Raw genomic sequence first — 20,573 nt, 5'->3', positions numbered from 1 at the left:
GCACTCGAAACCCGCCCTTCGTCCTCGCCGCGGGAATGGGAGGTTCAGGGGTCAGACGTTGCTGATCTCCTCGATCAGCCCGTCGACGTCGAAGTGCGCGCTCTCTTCGCCGAGCGGCACGAGTTCGCAGGACGCGTCGAGGAACGTCCGGATGTCCTCACGCTCCAGCTCGAACGACGCATAGCCGTCCGGTGACTCGATTTCGAGGGTGAGGAAGTCATCGTCATCGGACAGGTCCGGGCGGATCCGGACGTCACCGAGACCGGACGGCTCGTCGAGCCCGGACACGAGGAGGTCACGCGCGAAGGTCCACTCGATCCACCGGCCGCGCTCGGTCCGGAACGCCACGGTGACCGCGAACGGCTCGTGCGCCTGGTAGGAGAGGCGCGACAGGACGGGCGTGGTGCTTTCGTTCAGCACCACGAACTGGCTCTGGTGTACGGCGTCGGTGTGCACGGCCCCTCCTGGAGTCTCTTGCGGTGGTTCGCGCGGCGCGAACTGTTCGGCAAGGAGATGACCAGGGCCGACGGTCATGACGAAGAAACTCTCACGTTCACTTGATCGGTTGCATCCGTCCATTGTGGTGTAACGCCGGGCACATACCCCTTGCGCTCAGGCGGTGACGGATGGTGATGGCTCGCGCAGGGCGTCCGGCAGTTTCTTCCGCAGGACGAGCAGCGCGGGGACGGCTGCCGCGCAGGTCAGGGCCAGTACCGACCAGGTCAGCGCGTTGCTCAGGCTGAGCAGGACGGCCAGGAGGCCCGGCGCGAGGGCCACGGGCAGGCCCCAGGAGAGCTGGAAGATCGAGCTGGCGCGGCCTTCGGCGCCCGGTGGCGCAGCCGCGGCCGCCGCGGCGGTACCGGTCGGGCCGAACATCGCCTCGGCGACCGAGAAGCCGAGGCTGGTCACGAGGATCAGCCCCGTCGCAACTTGCAAAGAGACGATTTCCAGCGGGATCAGCAGGGCGAACGAGATCGCGAACAGCCCTGCGGCGCCGATCAGGCCCGCCGTCCGGCTGCGGCGGGCCAGCCGCGCGACGATCGGGCGCTGCGCCGTGACGACAACCACCGTGCCGAGGGTGATCGCGGTCCCGGCGATCCACTGTGGACCGTGCAGCAGGTCGCGCACCACGATCGGGAGCACGGCGAACTTGCTCGCGCTGGCGAGCGTGAAAGCCATGTGGGTGAGGCAGAAACCGGTGAACGCCCGATCGCCGAGCACGGCGCGCCAGCTCCCGGCGGGTGGGCTGGAGGGGACCTTCCCCGCAGCAGATGCCGTGACCGTCCCCTTCGGCTCGTCCCGCGGGAGGAGGCGGATCAGCACGGCCGCGACGGCGAAACTCGCCGCGTTGACGTACGCCAGCACGTGGAAGGCCGCCGGGCTGGCGATCGCGGGGAGCACGGCGGTCGCGGCCGCACCGGCCCCCGCGCCGGCGAACCGGCCGGCGGTCTGCGTGGCCAGCACGCGGTCGGTGTCGCGACCTTCGGTGAGCCGGGCGACCATCGGCGCGTTGCACGTCCAGAACAGCCGGTCGCCGAACCCGGCCACGGCGGAGACCACGACCACCTGCCAGCTGCTGTGCACCAGCGGATAGGCGCAGAAGGCGCCGAGCCGGACGAGGTTGTCCGCGACGAGCAGGGCACGCGGCCCGAACCGGTCCATGGCCGCCCCGGTGGCGGGGCCGGTGACGAGGGCGAGCAGGGCGCCGGTGGTGAGCGAGGTGCCGGCGTCGACGAGACCCAGGCCCTGCCCGTGCACCAGGAACAGCAGGGCGAACGGGACCCACAGCCCGCTGCCGAGCGCGTCGATCAAGGTCGCGGCCAGGAAGATCCGGCGGTGGCGGAGCATGCTTCCCCCCAGGTGGACAGCGCTCCAGGATATCGGGTGGCTCAGGGCTCCAGCGGCAGGTTCAGGCCGACCTTGACCCGGTCCATGGCCACGCTGGTGGTGAAGTGCCGGACGTTCGGGTTGTCGAAGAACATCCGCCGGGTGAAGGCCTCGAAGCCCGCCATGTCCGGGCACGTCACGATCAGCACGAAGTCCGCGTTGCCGGTGACGTAGTAACACTGCTGCACGCAGTCGTCGGCGAGGATCTGGCGGCGGAACGCGTCCAGGACCGCGAGGTTCTCCCGCTCCATCTCGACCATGACCACGAACGTCATGCTCAGCCCGAGCGCCTCCGGCGACAGCACCGCGACCTCGCGCTCGATGACGCCCGCTTCGCGCAGCCGCTTGATCCGCCGCTGCACCGCCGCGGCCGAGAGGCCGACCTTCGCGCCGATCGTCTCGGCGATGGTGCGGGCGTCCGCCTGGAGGCAGGCGAGGATGGCGATGTCCAGCTGGTCGAGGTCGGGTGTCTGCACCTCAGCAGGCTATCCGGGACCCCCGACAATCCGCCTCGGGTTCGCTGCGGGCTCACCCCTCCGTGACGCCGCTCACTACCGCCGTACCAGGGAAGATGAAACAACTTTCTGAGTGACCTGGAACACAACTGACCGGTCTACCAGGGGGTAGCCCATACAAGTGGAAGACCAGCCGGTCGCTCCGCCAACCCGCCGGCGTGGGGAGGCTCTCCCGTGCCCGCACCTGCCGCCGTGCTGACCGGCCTCGGTTCGTGGTTGCCGACGAAAGTCCTGGACAACCACGAGATCGCCGCCCGGCTCGACACCTCGGACGAGTGGATCCGGACCCGCACCGGGATCCGCGAGCGCCGCGTCGCCGGGCCTGGTGAGTCCACTGTGGACCTCGCGGTCGGGGCGGGCCGCCGGGCGCTGGCTTCCGCGGGCACCGGCGCCGACGCCGTCGTCCTCGCCACCTCGACGCCCGACCAGCCCTGCCCGGCCAGCGCGCCGCAGGTCGCGGCCCGGCTCGGGCTCGGCACGGCCGCCGCGTTCGACGTCAACGCCGTCTGCAGCGGCTTCGTCTACGCGCTGGCCACGGGTTCTGCATTCATCGCGGGCGGGCTGGCCGAGCGCGTGCTCGTGATCGGCGCCGACACCTTCACCACGCTCATCGACCCCGCCGACCGCACCACCGTGCCGATCTTCGGCGACGGCGCGGGCGCGGTGGTCCTGCGCGCCGGTGAACCGGACGAACCCGGCGCGTTCGGGCCGTTCGACCTGCACAGCGAGGGCGAGCACGCCGAGCTGCTGTGGGTCGAGGCCGGCGGCGCGCGGCGGCGGCTCTCGGACGACCCGGGCGACCGCTACCTCGCGATGCAGGGCACCGCGGTGTTCCGGCACGCCTGCGCGCGGATGGCGGAGTCCTCGCGCACGGTCCTGGAGCGCGCGGGCTGGATGGTCGGCGACGTCGACCGCTTCGTCGGGCACCAGGCGAACATCCGGATCCTCCAGGCGACGGCGAAGCAGCTCGGCATGCCCGCCGACGCCGTCGTCGCCAACATCGACCGGGTCGGCAACACCAGCGCCGCGTCGATCCCGCTCGCACTGGAAGACGCCCGCGCCGACGGCACCCTCCTGCCCGGCCACCGCGTCCTGCTGAGCGCGTTCGGCGCGGGCCTGACCTGGGGCTCGACGGTGCTGCGCTGGCCGGACCTGGGTCAGCTGTCCTGAGGTTCCGGGCCGGCCGTCCAGGTCGGCGTCGCTTCCTGGCGGCCGCGCAGCTCCAGCTCGCCGTGCTTCGTCCAGTGCGCGGCCTCGCTCGGCAGCGCCGCGGAGACGACGGCGTCGCTGGCGAGGATCCGTGACGGCACGGCTTTGGCCAGTTCGGTGAGCCGCGCGGCCTCGTTCACCGCGTCCCCGATCACGGTGTACTCGAGCCGGCTGCTGCTGCCGAGCTGGCCGGCGAACACCGGGCCGCCCGAGACGCCGATGCCGAGATCGAGCTCGCCGGCTTCGCGCACCGCGTCCCGGATCGCGCGGGCCGCGGCCAGCGCGGCGGTCGGGGCGTCCGCGAGCCGCGTCGGCGCGCCGAAGATGCACAGCGCGGCGTCGCCCTGGAACTTGTTGACCAGCCCGCCGCGGGCGTTCACCGCGGTGACGACGGCGGCGAACAGCCGGTTGAGCTTCCCGACCAGCTCTTCCGGCGGGGTGCGGTAGGCCAGGGCCGTCGAGTCGACGACGTCGACGAACAACGCCGTCACCTCGCGGACGTCGCCCGAGAGCGACGCGCCGTACTCCAGCGCGTGCCGGGCGACGTCGGCGCCGACGTGCCTGCCGAACAGGTCCCGCATCCGCGCCTGCTCGCGCAGGCCGGCGGCGAGCTGGTTCACCGACGTCTGGAGCAGGCCGATCTCGCTGGAGTCGTCGACGTCGACCGAGACGCCGGTGTCGCCGCGGGCGATCTCGTCGAGCGCCACGCGCAGCCGGTGCAGCGGGGCCGCGACCGCCCTGGCCAGCAGGGCGGTCCCGATCGCGCCGACGACGAGGCCGATCACCGACAGCATGATCAGGCTGGCAGTGTGGTTGCCCGTGCCGAGGTCCGGCGGTGTGGCGATGAGCAGCACGCCCACCAGCGGGACGCCGCTGGCCAGCGCCCACGTGACGATCAGCCGGGTGAGCACCGTGACCGGCAGCGAGCCGCGCGGCGGCAGGACGCCGAGCGCGATCGTCATCACCGGCCGCGCCACCCACTCGGCGGCGAGGTAGGTGAGCCCGACCGTGGTGAGGCCGCCGAGCCCGATCACCGTCGCCATGCCGACGGCGTCGTCGGCCGAGCCGAGCACCCCGGCGAGCGCGGTGAGGATGACGGTGCCGATCAGCCAGAGCGTGCCGCTGACCACCGCCATGTCGACCGGCAGGCGCAGCGCGCGCCGCGCCTCGCTCTCCGACGGCGGGCGGCCGAGCACGAACCAGATCGCGGTGCGGCGCTGCAGCCACGCCGTCCACAGCGTCCCGGCGAGCAGCGACACCGCGACGATCCCGGCCGCGGTCAGGCCGAGCACCCAGCCGCGGTCGCCGACGTCGTTCGGCAGATCCTGCAGCAGCAGGAGCAGCGCGACGACCCCGGACCCCGCGACGCTCGAGCCGATGCCCAACCCGGCGAAGCCCAGGCTGGTGCGCAACACCACCCGGAAGTTCCCCACGGCGATCTTGCGCACGGCGTCGATCGTACGGCGAAAAATGCGTGGCCACCGCCCGTGCCCGCTGGTTACCGTGCGTCTCATGGACCCACTCGGCCAGGACGAGATCCGGGCCTCGTTCGTCAACTGCACCCGCGGCGAGGCCAAGGGCGTGACGCTGCCCGCCCGGCCCGAAGAAATCCCCTGGCAGCAGCGGGAGTTCCTCGGCTGGCGCGATCCCAAGGCGCCCGCGCGCGCCTACCTCGTGCTGCCTTACGGCGGCGAGGTGATCGGGCTCGCCCTGCGTGCGGCCGCACCCCCGAAGTCCCGGCTGCGCAGCAACACCTGCGGCTTCTGCACCACCACCCACGGGCTCGCCGACATCACGCTGTTCTCCGGCAAGCGCGCCGGGAAGTCCGGCCGTGACGGCAACACGCTGGGCATCTACGCGTGCGGCAACCTGGGCTGCTGCCAGTACGTCCGCGGCGAGCTGAAGTCCGACGTGCCGCAGCCGTACGAGACGCTCACGCTGGAGCAGCGCCTGGCGCGGCTCGAGGAGAAGCTGCACAAGTTCGTCGCGCGGGTGCTGGAGTCCCGTTAGAAGCGGTAGCGCACGATGTGCGCCGTCCGGGCCAGTGCCGGGAAGACCTTCAGCATCCGCAGCTGGAACCGCGTGATCGGCCCCATCCTGGCCAGCACCTCCGGGGTCGCCCAGTGCGCGGCGTCCAATGAGGACTCGCACGTGAGGCCGCAGCGCTCGAGCTCGCGCGGGTCGTCGACGCCCCAGTACAGCGTCGCGCCCGCCTTGCGCACCGGCGCGTTGAGCTTCTGGATCTTGATGGCGGTGCGGTTGAAGAGGTCGCAGATCAGCTCGCCGGACGGGAACTTCTCGACCAGCCGGCGGAACAGTTCGATGCCGCTCTCGGGTTGCAGGTACATCGTGAGGCCTTCGGCGACGATCAGCGCCGGCCGGTCCGACGGCACCTGATCGAGCCACCCGAAGTCGGTCACCGACGAGCTGATGTGCGTCTGGTTCGGCGCCTTGTCGTAGAGCTTTTCGCGCAGCTCGACAACCTCGGGGTAGTCGACGTCGTACCAGTGGACGGTCTCCGGCGGCACGAGGCGCTGGAACCGCGTGTCCATGCCGCAGCCCAGGTGCAGCACGATCGCGTCCGGGTGGCCGCGCAGGTACTCGGCGGCCCAGTCGTCGATCGGCTTCGCGCGCAGGACGACCGACACCGCCCGGTCGCGGGAGATGCCGATCTTGCTGAAGTCGTAGTCGATCCGGCGGACGGCGTCGTCCGCCGCCTTGTCGCCGAGGATCGGGTGGGCGCTGCGGTAGTCGAGCGCGCGGCCGTAGAGCGTGGCCAGGTTGGTGGCCTTTTCTTCGGTGAAGTGGACCTTCTCCATCGGAACCCCCAAACATTTCACAATGTTGTGAAAAGCCTAGCGCTCTTCGGGGTGGGCGGCGAAGTCGTGCGCGTAGGTTTTGGCGTCCACCAGGTGCTTGAGGGTCAGCTCGCGGGCCGCGGCCGGGTCGGACCGGCGGACGGCGTCGAGGATGGCGCGGTGGTCGTCGACGGCCTTGCGGATCTGGCCGGGCAGCCGGAGCGCGGCGCGCCGCTCCTCGCCGACCAGGGCGAGGACGGACCGCAGCAGCCCGGCGACGTCGTCGTTGCCCGCGTTCTGCGCGATCACCCGGTGGAACTCGGCGTCGGTGGCGATGACGCGCAGCATGTCGCCGTCCTCGGCGGCCTGGGCCATCTCGGCGACGTTGTCCTCGAGCCGGCTGACGGTTTTGGCGGTGGCGTGCCGGGCCAGCCGTTCGGCGAGGGTCGGCTCGACGGTCGCCCGCAGGTCGAACAGCTTCTCGACGAGCTGGTCGTGCTCGGTGAACCAGGTCCGCAGCGGCTGGTCCTGCTGTTCCCGCACGTAGGTGCCGGAGCCGGCGCGGATCTGCACGTACCCGATGGAGGCGAGCACGCGCAGCGCCTGCCGCAGCGACCCGCGGCTGATGCCGAGCTCCTCGCACAGCACCCGCTCGGCGGGCAGCCTGCTCCCCGGCGGCAGCTCGCCGGAGTCGATCCGCGACCGCAGCCGGTCGACGGTCGCGCTCCAGACCTGCTCGGTGTCCACGGGCTCATACTCTCAGCTCGCCCGGAACTGTCGGTGGTGGCTGACATGATCACGGACGTGGAGATCTTGGCGGCATGGGTACGGGGCTGGGCGGTGTCACGGGCGGCACCACCACCGGTCGACGAGCCCGACGGCCACCGCGTCGACGTCGGATCGCCCGGCCACCGGGTGCGCTACCTGCTGCGGACGCCGTCGACGGTGGCCGAGCGAGCCCGCACGGTGGCCGCACCGGGCACGTGGCTCAAGACGTGCGGCGCGCGGTCCGCCGTGCTCGCGGGCCTGACCGAGGAGTGGGAGGCAGGGGAGACGGAGTACCTGATGACCTTCGAGGGCTCCCTCCCCGCGGCTGAGCTGCCGGAGCCGTATTCGGTGACGGTGACGGGCGAGGGTCCGGTGTGGGACGCGGTCGTGTCCTGCGGCGCGCTCCCGGCGGCCCGGGGCCGCGTCGCGGTGGCCTCGGGCGTCGCGGTGTTCGACCAGATCGTCACCGAGCCCGGCCACCGCCGCCGCGGACTCGGCCGGGTGGTGATGCACCGCCTGGGCGAGGCGGCCGGCGCGCGCTCGAGCGTGTTGCTGGCCTCCGAGGCGGGCCGCGGCCTGTACGGCGCACTGGGCTGGCGGGCGGAGTCCGACGTCGTCCCGGCTCACGTGCCGGAAGGAGAACGGCCATGACAGCACGGTTCAAGGACCTCGCCCTGGACGCGACCGACCACCAGGCCCTGGCGGACTGGTGGTGCCGGGCCATGGGCTAGGAACCTTCCGACGACTGGCCGGTCCCGATCCTCGACCCGACCGGTACCGGTCCGCTCATTTCGGCGGGCCGCTCCGCGTCTTCACCCCGAGCCGAGTGTCTGACCTGCCACATCTGGGCCCACCTGCGTCGCGGCCGTACCCCGAGATGCTTAGGCTCCGCACGTGAGTGCTTCATGACGTGGTGGCACGCGGTGATCGTCGTGGTCGCCGGGATCTGGGCGGGCACCATCAACGCCGTGGTCGGGTCGGGGACCCTCGTGACGTTTCCCGTGCTCGTCGCGCTGGGGTATCCGCCGGTGACGGCGACGACGTCCAACGCCATCGGGCTGGCGCCCGGCACCCTCAGCGGTGCCTGGGGGTACCGGCACGAGCTCACGGGTTACTGGCGGCAGACCGCGAAGTTCGGCGTCGCGTCGTTCCTCGGGGCCATCGGCGGCACCATCCTGCTGCTTTCCCTGCCGAAGGACGCCTTCGAAGCCGTTGTCCCGGTGCTGGTCGGGCTGGCCGTGATCCTCGTGATCATCCAGCCGAAGGTGTCGAAGTGGGTCGCGGAGCGCCGGGAGGCGAACGGGACCGAGCACAAGCCCGGGCCGCTGCTGATGTTCTTCATCTTCCTCATCGGCGTCTACGGCGGGTACTTCACCGCCGCGCAGGGCGTGATGCTCATGGCCGTGATGGGGATGCTGCTGTCGGAGCCGCTGCAGAAGCTCAACGGCGTGAAGAACGTCCTCGCCGCCGTGGTCAACGTCGTCGCCGGGGTGATCTACGCGTTCGTCGCGCCGATCAGCTGGCCGGTCGTCCTCTGGCTGGCCGTCGGCTCGACCGCCGGCGGCTTCCTCGGCGCGAAGATCGGCCGGAAGCTGCCGCCGGCGGTGCTGCGCGGCGTGATCGTGGTGATCGGCGTCGCCGCCGTCATCCAGCTGGTGGTCAAGCAGTTCAGCTGAGGAACTCGCGCGCCGCGGCCAGGAAGAGGTCGTTCTCCTCGCGGGTCCCGATGGTCACGCGCACGCCGTCGCCGGCGAAGGGGCGCACCACCAGCTTGCGGTCCAGGGCGTGCTCGGCGAACGGGACCGCCTGGTCACCCAGCGGCAGCCAGACGAAGTTCGCCTGCGTCTCGGGCACCTGGTATCCCGCTTCCAGCAGCGCGTCCCGCACCCGCCCGCGCTCGACGACGATCTCCTGGCAGCGAGCCAGCAGCTCGTCCGCCGCGTCGAGGGACGCCATCGCGGCGACCTGCGCCAGCATGTTCACCGAGAAGGCGACGTACACCTGGCGAAGCGCGTCGGCGATCGCTTCCGGCGCGACCGCGTACCCGACGCGCAGGCCCGCGAGGCCGTACGCCTTCGAGAAGGTGCGGAGGACCATGACGTTCGGCCGCGTCCGGGTGTACTCGACGCCGTCGGGGACCTCGGGGTCGGTGACGAACTCCTTGTACGCCTCGTCCAGCACGATCAGCACGTGCTCGGGGACCGCGGCCATGAACCGCTCCAGCTCCGTGCGGCGCACCGCCGTGCCGGTCGGGTTGTTGGGGTTGCAGACGAAGACCACGCGCGTGCGGTCGGTGATCGCCGCGAGCATCGCGTCGAGGTCGAGCTCCTGGCCCTCGGTGATCGGGACCTTCACCGAGACGGCGTTCGCGACCTGCGTGACGATCGGGTACGCCTCGAACGAGCGCCAGCCGAAGATGACCTCGTCGCCGGGGGCGCAGACCGCCTGGATCGTCTGCTGGCACAGCGAAACCGAGCCGCAGCCGATCGCGACGTGCGCCACCGGCACGTCCAGCTCGCGCGCCAGCCGCTCGCGCAGCACCTGCGAACCGGTGTCCGGATAACGGTTGATGCCGGCCGCGGCCTCGGCGATCGCCTGGGCGACGCTCGGCAGCGCGCCGCCGGGCACCTCGTTGCTCGCCAGCTTGATAGCGCCTTCGATCGTCCGGCCGGGAACGTACTTGGGCAACGATTCGAGATCGGCACGCGGGGACACGGACGACATCTTCGGCGCTCCTCCGATTGAACGGGACAACCCCGTCACCGTATCTTTTCGGGCCGCCGCCCCGCGACTCCCTTCAGGCGGTGAATGGCCGAGTGACCTGCGACACTGGGTTCCTCCCGTTCACCTCGAAGTGATTGAGTGACGCAATGACGTCGACCAGCACCGTGGACTACCAGCGCACCGACGGCCGCACCCTCCGCCTGACCTTTTCGGAACCCGAAGGTGCGCTACGCGGTGGCTTGGTGGTGCTGCACGAGGCGGACGGCGTCACCGACGGCGTGAAGCTGCTGCTCGCGAGCCTCGCCACGGAGGGCTGGCTGACCGTCACCCCGCACCTCGAGAACGAGCAGCTGACCCAGCAGGACCTGCTCGACGCGACGGACCGCACCCTCGCCTGGCTGGTCGAGCGCGGCGTCCAGGCCGACCTGCTCGGCGTGATGGGCTTCGACCTGGGCGGTACCGCGGCCCTCGTCGTCGCCTCGCACCGCAGGCTCGGCGCCGCCGTCAGCGTCGGCGGGCAGCAGGTCGCCGAACTGCCCGCGCTGGTCGAGATCGCCGGCCGGCTCACCAGCCCGTGGCTCGGCATGTACGGCGACGCCGGCGACGAGGCGGGCGGCGCCGAGGTCGAGCGGCTGCGCGACGCCGCGGCGTCGGCGAACGTCGCCACGAACGTCGTTCACTACCCGGGCGCGAACCACCGCTTCGACGCCGATCCGGACGCGGCCGCGGAAGCCTGGCAGCGCACCCTGAACTGGTTCGACGCACACCTGCGCTAGCCGGGATTACCCTCGTGACGTGACGCACACCGCCGACGCCCCCGAAGTGCTCTGGCGCCCTGAGCCGAGCCACGTTGCCGACACCAAGATCGAAGCCTTCCGCCAGTGGCTGCGCGCCGAGCGCGGCGTCGAGGTGGACGACTACCGCTCGCTCTGGGAGTTCTCGATCGAGCGCGGCCCGGACTTCTGGGCGGCGGTCGCGGACTTCCTCGGCGTCCGCTGGCACGAACAGCCGGGCGAAGTGCTCACCGGCGCGATGCCGAACGCCGTCTGGTTCGAGGGCAGCACGCTGAACTACGCCGAGCACGCGCTCACCCCCGGCGTCGCGGGCGCCGCGAAGGGAGACGACGAGACGGCGGTGATCTTCCACCGTGAAGACGGCTTCGCGGACCGCCTGACGTACGGCGACCTGCGCGCGCAGGTCGCCGCGGCCCGCGCCGCGTTCCTCGAGCTGGGCGTCGGCAAGGGCGACCGCGTCGTCGCGCTGGCGCCGAACTGCCCGCAGACGCTGGTCGCCTTCCTCGCCGCGGCGAGCATCGGCGCGGTCTGGTCGTCGTGCTCGCCGGACTTCGGCGTCCGCGCGGTCGCGGACCGCTTCGTGCAGATCGAGCCGAAGCTGTTCTTCGCGGTCAACGCCTACGCGTACAACGGCCGCCGGTTCGACATCCGGACGACGGTCGCCGACCTGCGGGCGAAGCTGCCGTCGCTGGCCGCGACCGTCCTCGTCGAATACGTCGGCGAAGGCCGGATGGAGGGCACGCTCGACTGGGCCGAGCTGCTCGCGAAGCACGAGGGCGCGCCGCTGCTGTTCGAGCCGGTCGAGTTCGCGCACCCGCTGTGGGTGCTCTACTCGTCGGGCACCACCGGCCTGCCCAAGGGCATCGTGCACGGCCACGGCGGCATCACGCTGGAACACCTCAAGGCCCTGGCGCTGCAGACCGACCTCGGGCCCGGCGACCGGTTCTTCTGGTTCAGCACCACCGGCTGGATGATGTGGAACTTCCTCATCTCCGGTCTGCTGGTCGGCACCACGATCGTCCTCTACGACGGCAGTCCCGGGTACCCGGACCTGAACGCGCTCTGGCACCTGGCCGAGCAGCACCGCGTCACCTACTTCGGCACGTCGGCGCCGTTCATCCAGAGCTGCCTCAAGGCGGGCATCAAGCCCGCCGAGCGCTACGACCTGACGGGGTTGCGCGCGCTGGGCTCCACCGGCGCTCCGCTGAGCGTCGAAGGCTTCCGGTGGATCGTCAACGAGGTCGGGAAGAGCGTGCAGATCTGCTCGGTCTCCGGCGGCACCGACCTGTGCGCGGCCTTCGTCGCCTCGGCCCCGGACGTCCCGGTGTGGCTGGGCGAGCTGTCCTGCCCGGCGCTCGGTGCCGCGGTCAACGCGTTCGACGAGGCCGGCAACGCCGTCGTCGAGCAGGTCGGCGAGCTGGTGATCACGAAGCCGATGCCGTCGATGCCGGTGTTCTTCTGGAACGACCCCGACGGCTCGCGGCTGCGCGAGGCGTACTTCGAGATGTACCCCGGGCTGTGGCGCCACGGCGACTGGATCCGCGTCACGAACCGCGGCTCGGCGGTGATCTACGGCCGCAGCGACTCGACGCTCAACCGCGGCGGCGTCCGGATGGGCACCGCGGAGTTCTACCGGGTCGTCGAGGGCTACGACGAGATCGCCGACTCGCTGGTCGTGGACACCTCAGCGGCGGGGAACGAGGACGGTCAGCTCATCTGCTTCGTCGTGCTCGCGGACGGCGTCCGGCTCGAAGACGTCGAGCCGGCGCTGCGGAAGGAGCTCCGCAGCGCCCTGTCGCCGCGCCATGTACCCGATCGGTTCGTCGTGGTGGGGGAGATACCTCGTACCTTGAACGGTAAGAAGTGTGAGGTACCGGTGAAGAAGATCCTCGCCGGTGTGGCTCCCGACCGGGCCGTCAGCCGCGACGCGCTGGCCAACCCGGCGGCGCTGACGCCGTTCGTGGAGCTCGCCAGGGGGTAGACGGGGGAAGCATGATCGTCCGTGACGGGTTGCACGGGTGGTGACGGGGACACGCGCGCAGATCACCTGGCAGGTGGCGGGGGCCACCACGGTCGGGGTGATCACCTGGGTGACCCGGCTCGCCGGGTTGATGACACTGGTTTCGGTCCTGGTGCCGGCCGGGCGCCGAAACCTGCGCGGGCACCTGTCCGAGTGGCTGGAGCTGCCGCAGGAGGCGACGGTCGCGGCGGCGACCGTGGCGTTGGTCACCGGCGTGCTGCTGGTGCTGCTGGCCGCCGGGCTGCGGCGCCGCAAGCGCCGGGCCTGGCAGCTGGCGATCGGCGCGACGGTGCTGCTCACGGTGTCGCACATCGGGCTCAAGCACGTCTTCGGCGCCGGCCTGGTGTCGGTGGTGCTGCTGGTGGGCCTGATCGCGAACCGGCGGTACTTCGTCGCGAAGCCGGACCCGGTGGTCGGGCGCTGGCGCGCGATCCGCGTGTTCGTGCAGCTGGCGCTGGCCGGGTTCGTGATCAACGTCATCCTGTTGTCGGTCGCCTCGCGCACGGTGCTGGCGCCGCTGAGCTTCCCGGACCGGCTCGCCGAGTCCGCGCTCGCGCTGGTCGGCGTCAGCGGGCCGGCCGTGTTCCGGGAGATGTGGCTGGAGGACCTCACCGCGGCCGTCGGGCTGCTGTTCGGCCTCGCCGCGGTCCTGGTGTCGGCGTACTTCCTGCTGCGCTCGGCCGAGCCGGCGCCGCGGCTGAGCGACGAGGAGGTCGACCGCCTGCGCCGGCTCCTGGACGAGCACGGCGAGCGGGACTCGCTCGGCTACTTCGCGCTGCGGCGGGACAAGTTCGTCGTGTTCTCGAAAACGGGCAAGGCCGCCGTCACCTATCGCGTGATCGCCGGGGTGGCGCTGTGCTCGGCCGACCCGCTGGGCGACCACGAGGCGTGGCCGGGCGCGATCGAGGAGTACCTGGAGGTCTGCCGGCGCAACGGCTGGGTCCCGGCGGCGATGGGCGTCTCCGAACTCGGCGCGACGGTCTGGGCCCGGTTCGGCCTGGAGGTGCTGGAGATCGGCGACGAAGCCGTCGTCGACGTCGACGGCTTCACCCTGGACGGCCGCGTGATGCGCGGTGTCCGCCAGGCCGCGTCCCGGACGAAGCGCGCGGGCTACAAGGTGCTGGTGCGCCGGACCGAGGACCTGCGCCCCGGTGAACTGGCCGAGCTGGAGACCCTGGCCGCGAACTGGCGCGGCACGGACACCGAACGTGGTTTTTCGATGGCGCTGGGCCGCATGGGCGACCCGGGCTCGGTGCTGGTGACGGCCGAGCAGGGCGGCCGCGTCCGCGGGGTGCTGCAGTTCGTCCCGTGGGGCTCGGCGGGCCTTTCGCTGGACGTCATGCGCCGCGACCGCACGGCCGACAACGGCGTCAACGAGCTGATGATCTCGGAACTCCTCCTGGCGGCCCGCCGCCACGGCGTCTCACAGGTGTCCCTGAACTTCGCGGCGTTCAGGGCGTTGATGGAACAGGGCAGCCGCATCGGCGCCGGCCCGGTCGCCAAGACGGCGGCGAAGGTGCTGCACTTCTTCTCGCGGTGGATCCAGATCGAGACGCTGTACCGGTTCAACGCGAAGTTCCAGCCGCGCTGGGTCCCGCGGTACCTCGTGTACCCGGGCGTGCGCGAACTCCCGCGGGTCGGCATCGCGACGTTCGAGGCCGAAGGCCTCGGCGGACGCTCCCCGCGCCTGCTCCGTCTGCTGCGCCGGGCGTGAGGGGGGTGCTGTCGGAGGGGGCTCGGGGGGTGTGTAACCTATCTGAGCAGTGGTCGTTGGGCCCAGGAGGCTTCGCCTAGTCTGGTCTATGGCGCCGCACTGCTAATGCGGTTGGGGGTAACCCCCCCTCCCGGGTTCAAATCCCGGAGCCTCCGCTGGCACCCGGTTCGCCGGATGCTAGGTTAGAGAACAACTGAACACGCGCCCGTAGCTCAGCTGGATAGAGCATCTGACTACGGATCAGAAGGTCAGGGGTTCGAATCCCTTCGGGCGCACGTCTGGTTGAGACAGCAATACGAGAAGCCCTCCTGCTTGCAGGGGGGCTTCTCGCTGTTTCGAACGAAAAGCCTTCTCGCCGGTCCGGCTGAAACGCGCGGCCCCTCGTCGCCGACAAGCCGGTGTGGGGGAGAAGTCTCCGGTGACCGCGGCCAGGGTGGCGATCTACGTGCTCGGCGCCCTGCTCATCGCCGTGTCCACGGTGTACGGCGCGATTCCGTGGATCCTGCAGGCGGTGTGCACCGACGACGGCTTCGTCGGCTGCTCGGGCGGCCGCACCCTGTCCTGGGTCTCGCTGATCCCCGCGTCGGCGATCCTCTTCGCGGTCCTCGCGATCGTGCTGGTGCGCCGGGCCACGAACGTCGCCGACGCCTTGGTCACGGGGCTGATCCTGCTCGCGTTCGGCGCGGCCGCCCTTTTCGTGCCGTTGTTCGTCGTCGGCTAACCCCGGCCGGCCGTTCGCGCGTGCAAGGCGGTGCAAGCCGTTTTCACGAGAGGGAACCCCGGGGAATGAAACGCATCATCGTGTCCAGCTTGGTCGTGCTGTTCGGCGCCATCGTGATCCTGGGCGGGATCAGCAAGATGGGCGACTCGACGGTCCGCTGCGGCGGCCGGATCATGTCCTCCGGCGACGAGTGCGTGAGCACCTCGACCACGGGGTCCGAGACCGGCCGCAAGACGGTCGACCAGCAGCGCGCGTCCGACCAGTTCTCGAACTGGGTCGTGATGGGCGTCGGGGCACTCATGATCGTCTTCGGGACCAAGAGCCTCGTGACCGGGATCCGGCGCCGGAAGAATCCCGTCGAGAGTGCCGCCGCGGGGCAGCAGCAGGTGCCGGGGCAGCAGTTCCAGCCTCAGCAGGTCCCCGGGCAGCAGTTCCAGCCTCAGCAGGTCCCCGGGCAGCCGTACCCGCAGGTCCCTGGGCAGCCGCAGCAGGCCGCGTGGAACCAGCCGCAGGGCTACCCGCAGCAGGGGTACCAGCCGGTCGCGCCCCAGCCGTCGCAGGGATACCCGCAGCAGCAGCCCGCCGGGCAGCCGCAGGGCCACCCGCAGGCGACGGCCGGGCAGTCCCAGCCGCAGCAGAGCCATCCGCAGGCGGCCGCCGGGCAGTCCCAGCCGCAGCAGAGCCACCCGCAGGCGCTGCAGCAGCACCCCGGCTGGAGCCAGCCTCCTCAGCGCTGACCCGGCCCCACCCGCAGCCGAGTCCGACCCCCGCGTCGGGCTCGGCTGCTTTACGTAACTGGACTGGACCAGTTCACCGGCAACGCCGATCACGCATTTCGGCTGTTCGGGCGCCGCTCGGCACTCTCCGTGGTGGTCCTTCCATAATTGGTCTGGACCACGTACCGTCTTCTCAAACGGCGCAAAACACCGCCCTGGTCCCCATCGGGGGTGTTTCTGTCCGCCGTACCCGGAACGACGCAGTCCCAGGGTTAGGAGAGAAATGTCGAGAAAGAGATGGCACCTCCTCGGTCTGTTCACCGCGGTCGGTGCGATCGCGGTCGGCCTCGTGACCGTGCCGGCCAGCGCCGCCGGCGGGGTCAGCGCCAGCTTCACGAAGGGCTCCGACTGGAGCACCGGCTACGAAGGCAAGTACACGATCAACAACGGCTCCGGCTCGACGCTGCCGAGCTGGACGGTCGAGTTCGACCTCCCGTCCGGCGCGAAGATCTCGTCCCTCTGGGACGGCAGCTACACCGCGTCCGGCCAGCACGTCACCGTCAAGAACACCTGGAACGGCAACGTCGGCAACGGTGGTAGCGCCAGCTTCGGCTTCAACGTCGCCTACTCCGGCACCTACGCCGCGCCGTCGAACTGCAAGCTGAACGGCGGTTCCTGCGACGCCGGCGGTGGCACCCCGACCACCACGCCGACCACCCCGACGCAGCCGACCACCACCCCGACGACGCCGACCACCCCACCGACGACCACCACGCCGCCGCAGACCGGTGGCCTGAAGAACGTCGGCTACTTCGTCCAGTGGGGCGTCTACGGCCGCAACTACCACGTCAAGAACATCGAGACGTCGGGTTCGGCGAGCAAGCTGACCCACATCAACTACGCGTTCGGCAACGTCACGAACGGCCAGTGCACGGCGAACGACGACCCGTACGCCGACTACCAGAAGACCTACGACGCCGCGGGCAGTGTCGACGGCGTCGCCGACACCTGGGATCAGCCGGTGGCGGGCAACTTCAACCAGCTGCGCAAGCTGAAGAAGATGCACCCCGGCCTGAAGGTGATCTGGTCGTTCGGCGGCTGGACGTACTCGGGCGGCTTCGGCCAGGCCTCGCAGAACGCCGCCGCGTTCGCGCAGTCCTGCTACAACCTGCTCAAGGACCCGCGCTGGGCGGACATCTGGGACGGCATCGACATCGACTGGGAATACCCCAACGCGTGCGGTCTCTCCTGTGACACCAGCGGGTCGGCGGCCTACAAGAACCTGATGGGCGCGCTGCGGGCGAAGTTCGGTTCGTCGTTCCTGATCACCTCGGCCATCACGGCGGACGGCAGCAGCGGCGGCAAGCTCGACGTCGCCGACTACGGCGGCGCCGCGCAGTACCTCGACTGGTACAACGTGATGTCCTACGACTACTTCGGCGCGTGGGCCGCGCAGGGCCCGACGGCCCCGCACTCGCCGCTGACGTCCTACTCGGGCATCCCGACCGCCGGCTTCTACTCCGACGCCGCGATCCAGAAGCTCAAGAGCAAGGGCGTCCCGTCGAGCAAGCTGCTGCTGGGCATCGGCTTCTACGGCCGCGGCTGGACCGGCGTCACGCAGAGCACGCCGGGTGGCACCGCGACCGGCGCCGCGCCGGGCACGTACGAGGCGGGCATCGAGGACTACAAGGTCCTCAAGAACACCTGCCCCTCGACCGGCACGATCGCCGGCACCGCGTACGCCAAGTGCGGCAGCAACTGGTGGAGCTACGACACCCCGTCGACCATCGGCGGGAAGATGTCCTACGCCAAGCAGCAGGGTCTCGGCGGCGCCTTCTTCTGGGAGCTGACCGGCGACACCACGGGCGGCGAGCTCATCACCGCGATGAAGAACGGCCTGTCATGAGGCGCCGGTGGTTGCCCGCACTCGGGCTGGCGGCCGCGGCCGCCACGATCGGCGCGATGTTCGTGATCGCTCCGGCGAGCGCGGCGGGCGGCGTGTCCGCGACCTTCTCCAAGGGCTCCGACTGGGGCACCGGGTACGAGGGCAAGTACACGATCGCCAACGGTTCCGGCTCGACGCTCGCCACCTGGACCGTCGAGTTCGACCTGCCGAGCGGCGCGAAGATCTCGTCGCTGTGGGACGGCAGCTACACCGCGTCCGGCCAGCACGTCACGGTGAAGAACACGTGGAACGGCAACGTCGCCAACGGCGGTAGCGCGAGCTTCGGCTTCAACGTGGCGTACTCCGGTTCCTACGTCGCACCGTCGAACTGCAAGCTGAACGGGGGTTCGTGCTCCGCCGGGGGCACGCCCCCCACGACGACCACACCGCCGCCTACGACGACCACCCCGCCGACGACCACCACGCCCCCGCCGGCGGGTGGCCGGGGCGCGCCCTACCTGTACATGGGCTGGGGCAGCCCGCCGAACCCGCAGACGGTGATGAGCGCGACCGGGATCAAGTGGTTCACCATGGCGTTCATCAACGCCTCCGGTGGCTGCAACCCGGCGTGGGACAGCAGCCGTCCGCTGTCGGGCAGTGCCGACGCGAACGCGATCGCGCAGATCAAGGCGGCGGGCGGCCAGGTCGTCCCGTCGTTCGGCGGCTGGAGCGGCACCAAGCTCGGCCCGAACTGCTCGACGGCGGCTGCGCTGGCGGGCGCCTACCAGCAGGTGATCAACGCGTACGGGCTGAAGGCGATCGACATCGACATCGAGAACTCCGACGAGTTCGAGAACGAGGCCGTGCAGGACCGCATCCTGAACGCGCTGAAGATCGTCAAGCAGAACAACCCGGGCGTGCAGACCATCCTGACGTTCGGCACGTCGACGACCGGCCCGAACTACTACGGCAACCGGCTCATCGACCAGTCGAAGGCGCTCGGCGCGAACGTGGACGTGTTCACGATCATGCCGTTCGACTTCGGCGGCGGCGCGAACATGTACAACAGCACGGTCAGCGCGGCGAACGGCCTGCGGGACAAGCTCAAGTCGACGTTCGGCTGGAGCGACGCCACGGCGTACGCGCACCTGGGCATCTCGGGCATGAACGGGCTGTCCGACCAGCAGGAGCTGACGGATCTGTCGACGTGGACCCAGATCACCAACTGGGCCAAGACGAACAAGATCGCCCGCCTGGCGTTCTGGTCGGTCAACCGCGACCGCGGCTGTCCCGGCGGCGGCGTCCAGTCGGCGTGCAGCGGCATCGCCCAGAACGACTGGGACTTCACGAAGGTGACCGCGGGCTTCTGACGCGGTGACCGAAGGCCTCCTTGCCGGCTCCCCGGGCCGGCAAGGAGGCCTTCTCCGTGTTCAGAGCGTCTTGACGGCGTCGCCGATGGCTTCGTCCAGAATGGACAGACCCAGCGCGATCTCCTCTTCGGACGCCGTCAGCGGCGGCGCGATCCGGAACACCCCGCCCATGCCCGGCAGCTGCACGATGTTCATGTGCAGGCCCAGCTCGAGGCAGCGCCGCGTGACCCGCGCGCCCAACTCGTCCGAGCTGCGCTTCGTCTCGCGGTCCACGACCAGCTCCAGGCCGGCGAGCAGGCCGCGGCCCCGGATGTCGCCGACGACCTCGTGCCGGTGGGCGATGTCCTGGAGGCCGTGGCGGAGCAGGCCGCCGAGCTGGAGCGCGCGCTCGTCGAGCCGGTCGCGGTGCAGCACGTCGAGGACGGTGTTGCCGACCGCCGCGGGCAGCGGGTCGGCGACGTGCGTGGTGAAGAACAGGAACCCACGCTCGTGCGCCTCCTGCTCGATTTCGGCGCTGGTCAGCACCGCGGCCAGCGGCAGGCCAGCGCCGAGGGTCTTGGACAGCGTCAGGATGTCGGGGACGACGCCGTCGCGCTCGAACGCGTACCAGTTGCCGGTGCGGCACAGCCCGGTCTGCGCCTCGTCGAGGATCAGCAGCATGCCGCGTTCACGGCACTTCCCGGCCAGCGCGGCGAAGTAGCCGGGCGGCGGTTCGATGATGCCGCCGGAGCTGAGGATCGGCTCGACCAGGCACGCGGCCAGGCTCCCGACCGACTGCGCGTCGATCAGGTCGAAGGAGAAGTCGAGCTGACGGCGCCAGTCGAGGTGACCGTCGGCGTCGGTGAAGTCCGGGCGGTAGGAGTTGGGCGCCGGGATGGCGAAGTTGCCCGGCGCGGCCGGGCCGTAGCCCTTGCGGCCGGCGCTGTAGGTGGCGCTCGCCGCGGCCTGTGTCATGCCGTGCCACGACCGGGCGAACGAGACGATCTCGTGCTTGCCGGTGACGAGCTTGGCCATCCGGAGGGCGGCCTCGTTGGACTCCGCACCGGTGGTCAGCAGCAGCGCCTTCTCCAGCGGCGCCGGGAGCGTCTCGGCGAGGCGCCGCGCGAGGTCGACCACCGGGCGGCTCAGCATGCCGCTGAACAGGTGGTCGAGCTTCGCGGCCTGCCGCCGGACGGTGTCGACGATCTCCGGGTGCGAGTGCCCGAGGATCGCGCTCATCTGGCCCGAGGTGAAGTCGAGGATCCGGCGGCCGTCCTCGGTGAAGACGAAGCTGCCTTCGGCGCGGTCGATGATTTCGCGGGTGAACTCACCGGCGCCGGCGTAGCGGACGAGGTGCCGGTCGGCGTCGGCCCAGAACGAGTCGGCGGTGGTCAGCGGGGCGGAGGTGGGAGCAGCCATGCGTCGACGGTAAGGCCGCGCCGAGCGACACGTCCATCTCACAATTCCGGCTTT

The 20,573-nt window shown here is 70.7% G+C and carries 19 protein-coding genes and 2 tRNA genes; 13 read left to right on the top strand and 8 right to left on the bottom strand.

Annotated features, from left to right (window positions below; genetic code table 11):
* Positions 1–51: 51 nt before the first annotated feature.
* The 3 genes from ACH54P_RS28020 to ACH54P_RS28010 form a co-directional block, all read right to left on the bottom strand.
* Positions 52–456 carry an SsgA family sporulation/cell division regulator gene (locus ACH54P_RS28020; protein WP_489906324.1) on the bottom strand — a complete coding sequence of 135 codons (405 nt, stop codon included), beginning with the start codon at positions 454–456 and terminating at the stop codon, positions 52–54.
* A gap of 156 nt (positions 457–612) precedes the next feature.
* Positions 613–1,848 (bottom strand): MFS transporter, encoded by a 1,236-nt coding sequence (locus tag ACH54P_RS28015; RefSeq protein WP_489906323.1) that lies wholly within the window; start codon positions 1,846–1,848, stop codon positions 613–615.
* A 41-nt stretch (positions 1,849–1,889) separates the two neighbouring features.
* Entirely contained in the window at positions 1,890–2,363 is a 474-nt protein-coding gene (locus ACH54P_RS28010) for an Lrp/AsnC family transcriptional regulator (RefSeq protein WP_489906322.1), read from the bottom strand.
* Between the two features lie 213 nt (positions 2,364–2,576).
* Here ACH54P_RS28010 and ACH54P_RS28005 point away from each other — a divergent pair, with 213 nt between their 5' ends.
* Positions 2,577–3,572, top strand: coding sequence for a beta-ketoacyl-ACP synthase III (locus ACH54P_RS28005; protein ID WP_489906321.1), 996 nt, complete (start codon positions 2,577–2,579; stop codon positions 3,570–3,572).
* On the opposite strand, the gene ACH54P_RS28000 is transcribed toward ACH54P_RS28005, so the two are convergent.
* Positions 3,560–5,059, bottom strand: a complete 1,500-nt coding sequence (locus ACH54P_RS28000; protein ID WP_489906320.1) for an adenylate/guanylate cyclase domain-containing protein — start codon at positions 5,057–5,059, stop codon at positions 3,560–3,562. The two genes, ACH54P_RS28005 and ACH54P_RS28000, sit on opposite strands and share 13 nt — an antisense overlap.
* A 64-nt stretch (positions 5,060–5,123) precedes the next feature.
* Between ACH54P_RS28000 and ACH54P_RS27995 the strand changes: the two genes are divergently transcribed.
* Positions 5,124–5,621 (top strand): FBP domain-containing protein, encoded by a 498-nt coding sequence (locus ACH54P_RS27995; RefSeq protein WP_489906319.1) that lies wholly within the window; start codon positions 5,124–5,126, stop codon positions 5,619–5,621.
* Here ACH54P_RS27995 and ACH54P_RS27990 read toward each other — a convergent pair.
* Entirely contained in the window at positions 5,618–6,430 is an 813-nt protein-coding gene (locus tag ACH54P_RS27990) for a class I SAM-dependent methyltransferase (protein WP_489906318.1), read from the bottom strand. The genes ACH54P_RS27995 and ACH54P_RS27990 overlap by 4 nt on opposite strands.
* Positions 6,431–6,466: 36 nt before the next feature.
* The gene (locus tag ACH54P_RS27985; RefSeq protein ID WP_489906317.1) at positions 6,467–7,156 is read right to left on the bottom strand and encodes a FadR/GntR family transcriptional regulator; all 690 of its coding nucleotides are present in this window, start codon (positions 7,154–7,156) and stop codon (positions 6,467–6,469) included.
* A 45-nt stretch (positions 7,157–7,201) separates the two neighbouring features.
* Here ACH54P_RS27985 and ACH54P_RS27980 point away from each other — a divergent pair, with 45 nt between their 5' ends.
* The gene (locus tag ACH54P_RS27980; protein WP_489906316.1) at positions 7,202–7,828 is read left to right on the top strand and encodes a GNAT family N-acetyltransferase; all 627 of its coding nucleotides are present in this window, start codon (positions 7,202–7,204) and stop codon (positions 7,826–7,828) included.
* Positions 7,829–8,082: 254 nt separating this feature from the next.
* On the top strand, positions 8,083–8,853 hold the full coding sequence (locus ACH54P_RS27975; protein ID WP_489906315.1) for a sulfite exporter TauE/SafE family protein: 771 nt from the start codon (positions 8,083–8,085) through the stop codon (positions 8,851–8,853).
* On the opposite strand, the gene hisC is transcribed toward ACH54P_RS27975, so the two are convergent.
* Complete coding sequence (gene hisC / locus ACH54P_RS27970) at positions 8,846–9,901, bottom strand: histidinol-phosphate transaminase (protein WP_489906314.1); 1,056 nt, start codon at positions 9,899–9,901, stop codon at positions 8,846–8,848. The genes ACH54P_RS27975 and hisC overlap by 8 nt on opposite strands.
* A gap of 146 nt (positions 9,902–10,047) precedes the next feature.
* Between hisC and ACH54P_RS27965 the strand changes: the two genes are divergently transcribed.
* The 9 genes from ACH54P_RS27965 (at position 10,048) to ACH54P_RS27925 (ending at position 19,121) form a co-directional block, all read left to right on the top strand.
* Positions 10,048–10,677, top strand: a complete 630-nt coding sequence (locus ACH54P_RS27965; RefSeq protein ID WP_489906313.1) for a dienelactone hydrolase family protein — start codon at positions 10,048–10,050, stop codon at positions 10,675–10,677.
* Positions 10,678–10,696: 19 nt separating this feature from the next.
* Positions 10,697–12,676, top strand: a complete 1,980-nt coding sequence (locus ACH54P_RS27960; protein ID WP_489906312.1) for an acetoacetate--CoA ligase — start codon at positions 10,697–10,699, stop codon at positions 12,674–12,676.
* Between the two features lie 37 nt (positions 12,677–12,713).
* Positions 12,714–14,429, top strand: a complete 1,716-nt coding sequence (locus ACH54P_RS27955) for a phosphatidylglycerol lysyltransferase domain-containing protein (RefSeq protein ID WP_489906311.1) — start codon at positions 12,714–12,716, stop codon at positions 14,427–14,429.
* A 65-nt stretch (positions 14,430–14,494) separates the two neighbouring features.
* Positions 14,495–14,584: transfer RNA gene (locus ACH54P_RS27950), tRNA-Ser, on the top strand.
* Between the two features lie 46 nt (positions 14,585–14,630).
* A tRNA-Arg gene (locus ACH54P_RS27945) sits at positions 14,631–14,704 on the top strand.
* A 143-nt stretch (positions 14,705–14,847) separates the two neighbouring features.
* Entirely contained in the window at positions 14,848–15,150 is a 303-nt protein-coding gene (locus ACH54P_RS27940) for a hypothetical protein (RefSeq protein WP_489906310.1), read from the top strand.
* Positions 15,151–15,215: 65 nt separating this feature from the next.
* Entirely contained in the window at positions 15,216–15,887 is a 672-nt protein-coding gene (locus ACH54P_RS27935) for a hypothetical protein (protein ID WP_489906309.1), read from the top strand.
* 262 nt (positions 15,888–16,149) lie between these two features.
* Positions 16,150–17,772: a glycosyl hydrolase family 18 protein gene (locus ACH54P_RS27930; protein WP_489906308.1), complete on the top strand. Its 1,623-nt coding sequence runs from the start codon at positions 16,150–16,152 to the stop codon at positions 17,770–17,772.
* Entirely contained in the window at positions 17,769–19,121 is a 1,353-nt protein-coding gene (locus tag ACH54P_RS27925) for a cellulose binding domain-containing protein (RefSeq protein ID WP_489906307.1), read from the top strand. Before ACH54P_RS27930 ends, ACH54P_RS27925 begins: the two co-directional genes overlap by 4 nt.
* A gap of 60 nt (positions 19,122–19,181) precedes the next feature.
* Here ACH54P_RS27925 and ACH54P_RS27920 read toward each other — a convergent pair whose 3' ends face one another.
* A complete protein-coding gene (locus ACH54P_RS27920) occupies positions 19,182–20,519 on the bottom strand; it encodes an aspartate aminotransferase family protein (protein WP_489906306.1) in 1,338 nt (445 codons plus the stop codon).
* Between the last annotated feature and the right edge of the window lie 54 nt (positions 20,520–20,573).

This window comes from Amycolatopsis sp. N2S4-7 (genome assembly GCF_058119595.1).
Note: the sequence above shows the minus strand (reverse complement) of the source record. Positions and strands in the feature narration are given on the sequence as shown.

What these genes read in the sequence shown, in the direction of transcription:
- ACH54P_RS28015 (WP_489906323.1), bottom strand. Translation starts at nt 1,848, where the DNA reads ATGCTCCGCCACCGCCGGATCTTCCTGGCCGCGACCTTGATCGACGCG.
- ACH54P_RS27990 (WP_489906318.1), bottom strand. Translation starts at nt 6,430, where the DNA reads ATGGAGAAGGTCCACTTCACCGAAGAAAAGGCCACCAACCTGGCCACG.
- ACH54P_RS27925 (WP_489906307.1), top strand. Translation starts at nt 17,769, where the DNA reads ATGAGGCGCCGGTGGTTGCCCGCACTCGGGCTGGCGGCCGCGGCCGCC.
- hisC (WP_489906314.1), bottom strand. Translation starts at nt 9,901, where the DNA reads ATGTCGTCCGTGTCCCCGCGTGCCGATCTCGAATCGTTGCCCAAGTAC.
- ACH54P_RS27965 (WP_489906313.1), top strand. Translation starts at nt 10,048, where the DNA reads ATGACGTCGACCAGCACCGTGGACTACCAGCGCACCGACGGCCGCACC.
- ACH54P_RS27995 (WP_489906319.1), top strand. Translation starts at nt 5,124, where the DNA reads ATGGACCCACTCGGCCAGGACGAGATCCGGGCCTCGTTCGTCAACTGC.
- ACH54P_RS27980 (WP_489906316.1), top strand. Translation starts at nt 7,202, where the DNA reads ATGATCACGGACGTGGAGATCTTGGCGGCATGGGTACGGGGCTGGGCG.
- ACH54P_RS27930 (WP_489906308.1), top strand. Translation starts at nt 16,150, where the DNA reads ATGTCGAGAAAGAGATGGCACCTCCTCGGTCTGTTCACCGCGGTCGGT.
- ACH54P_RS27975 (WP_489906315.1), top strand. Translation starts at nt 8,083, where the DNA reads ATGACGTGGTGGCACGCGGTGATCGTCGTGGTCGCCGGGATCTGGGCG.
- ACH54P_RS27935 (WP_489906309.1), top strand. Translation starts at nt 15,216, where the DNA reads ATGAAACGCATCATCGTGTCCAGCTTGGTCGTGCTGTTCGGCGCCATC.
- ACH54P_RS27920 (WP_489906306.1), bottom strand. Translation starts at nt 20,519, where the DNA reads ATGGCTGCTCCCACCTCCGCCCCGCTGACCACCGCCGACTCGTTCTGG.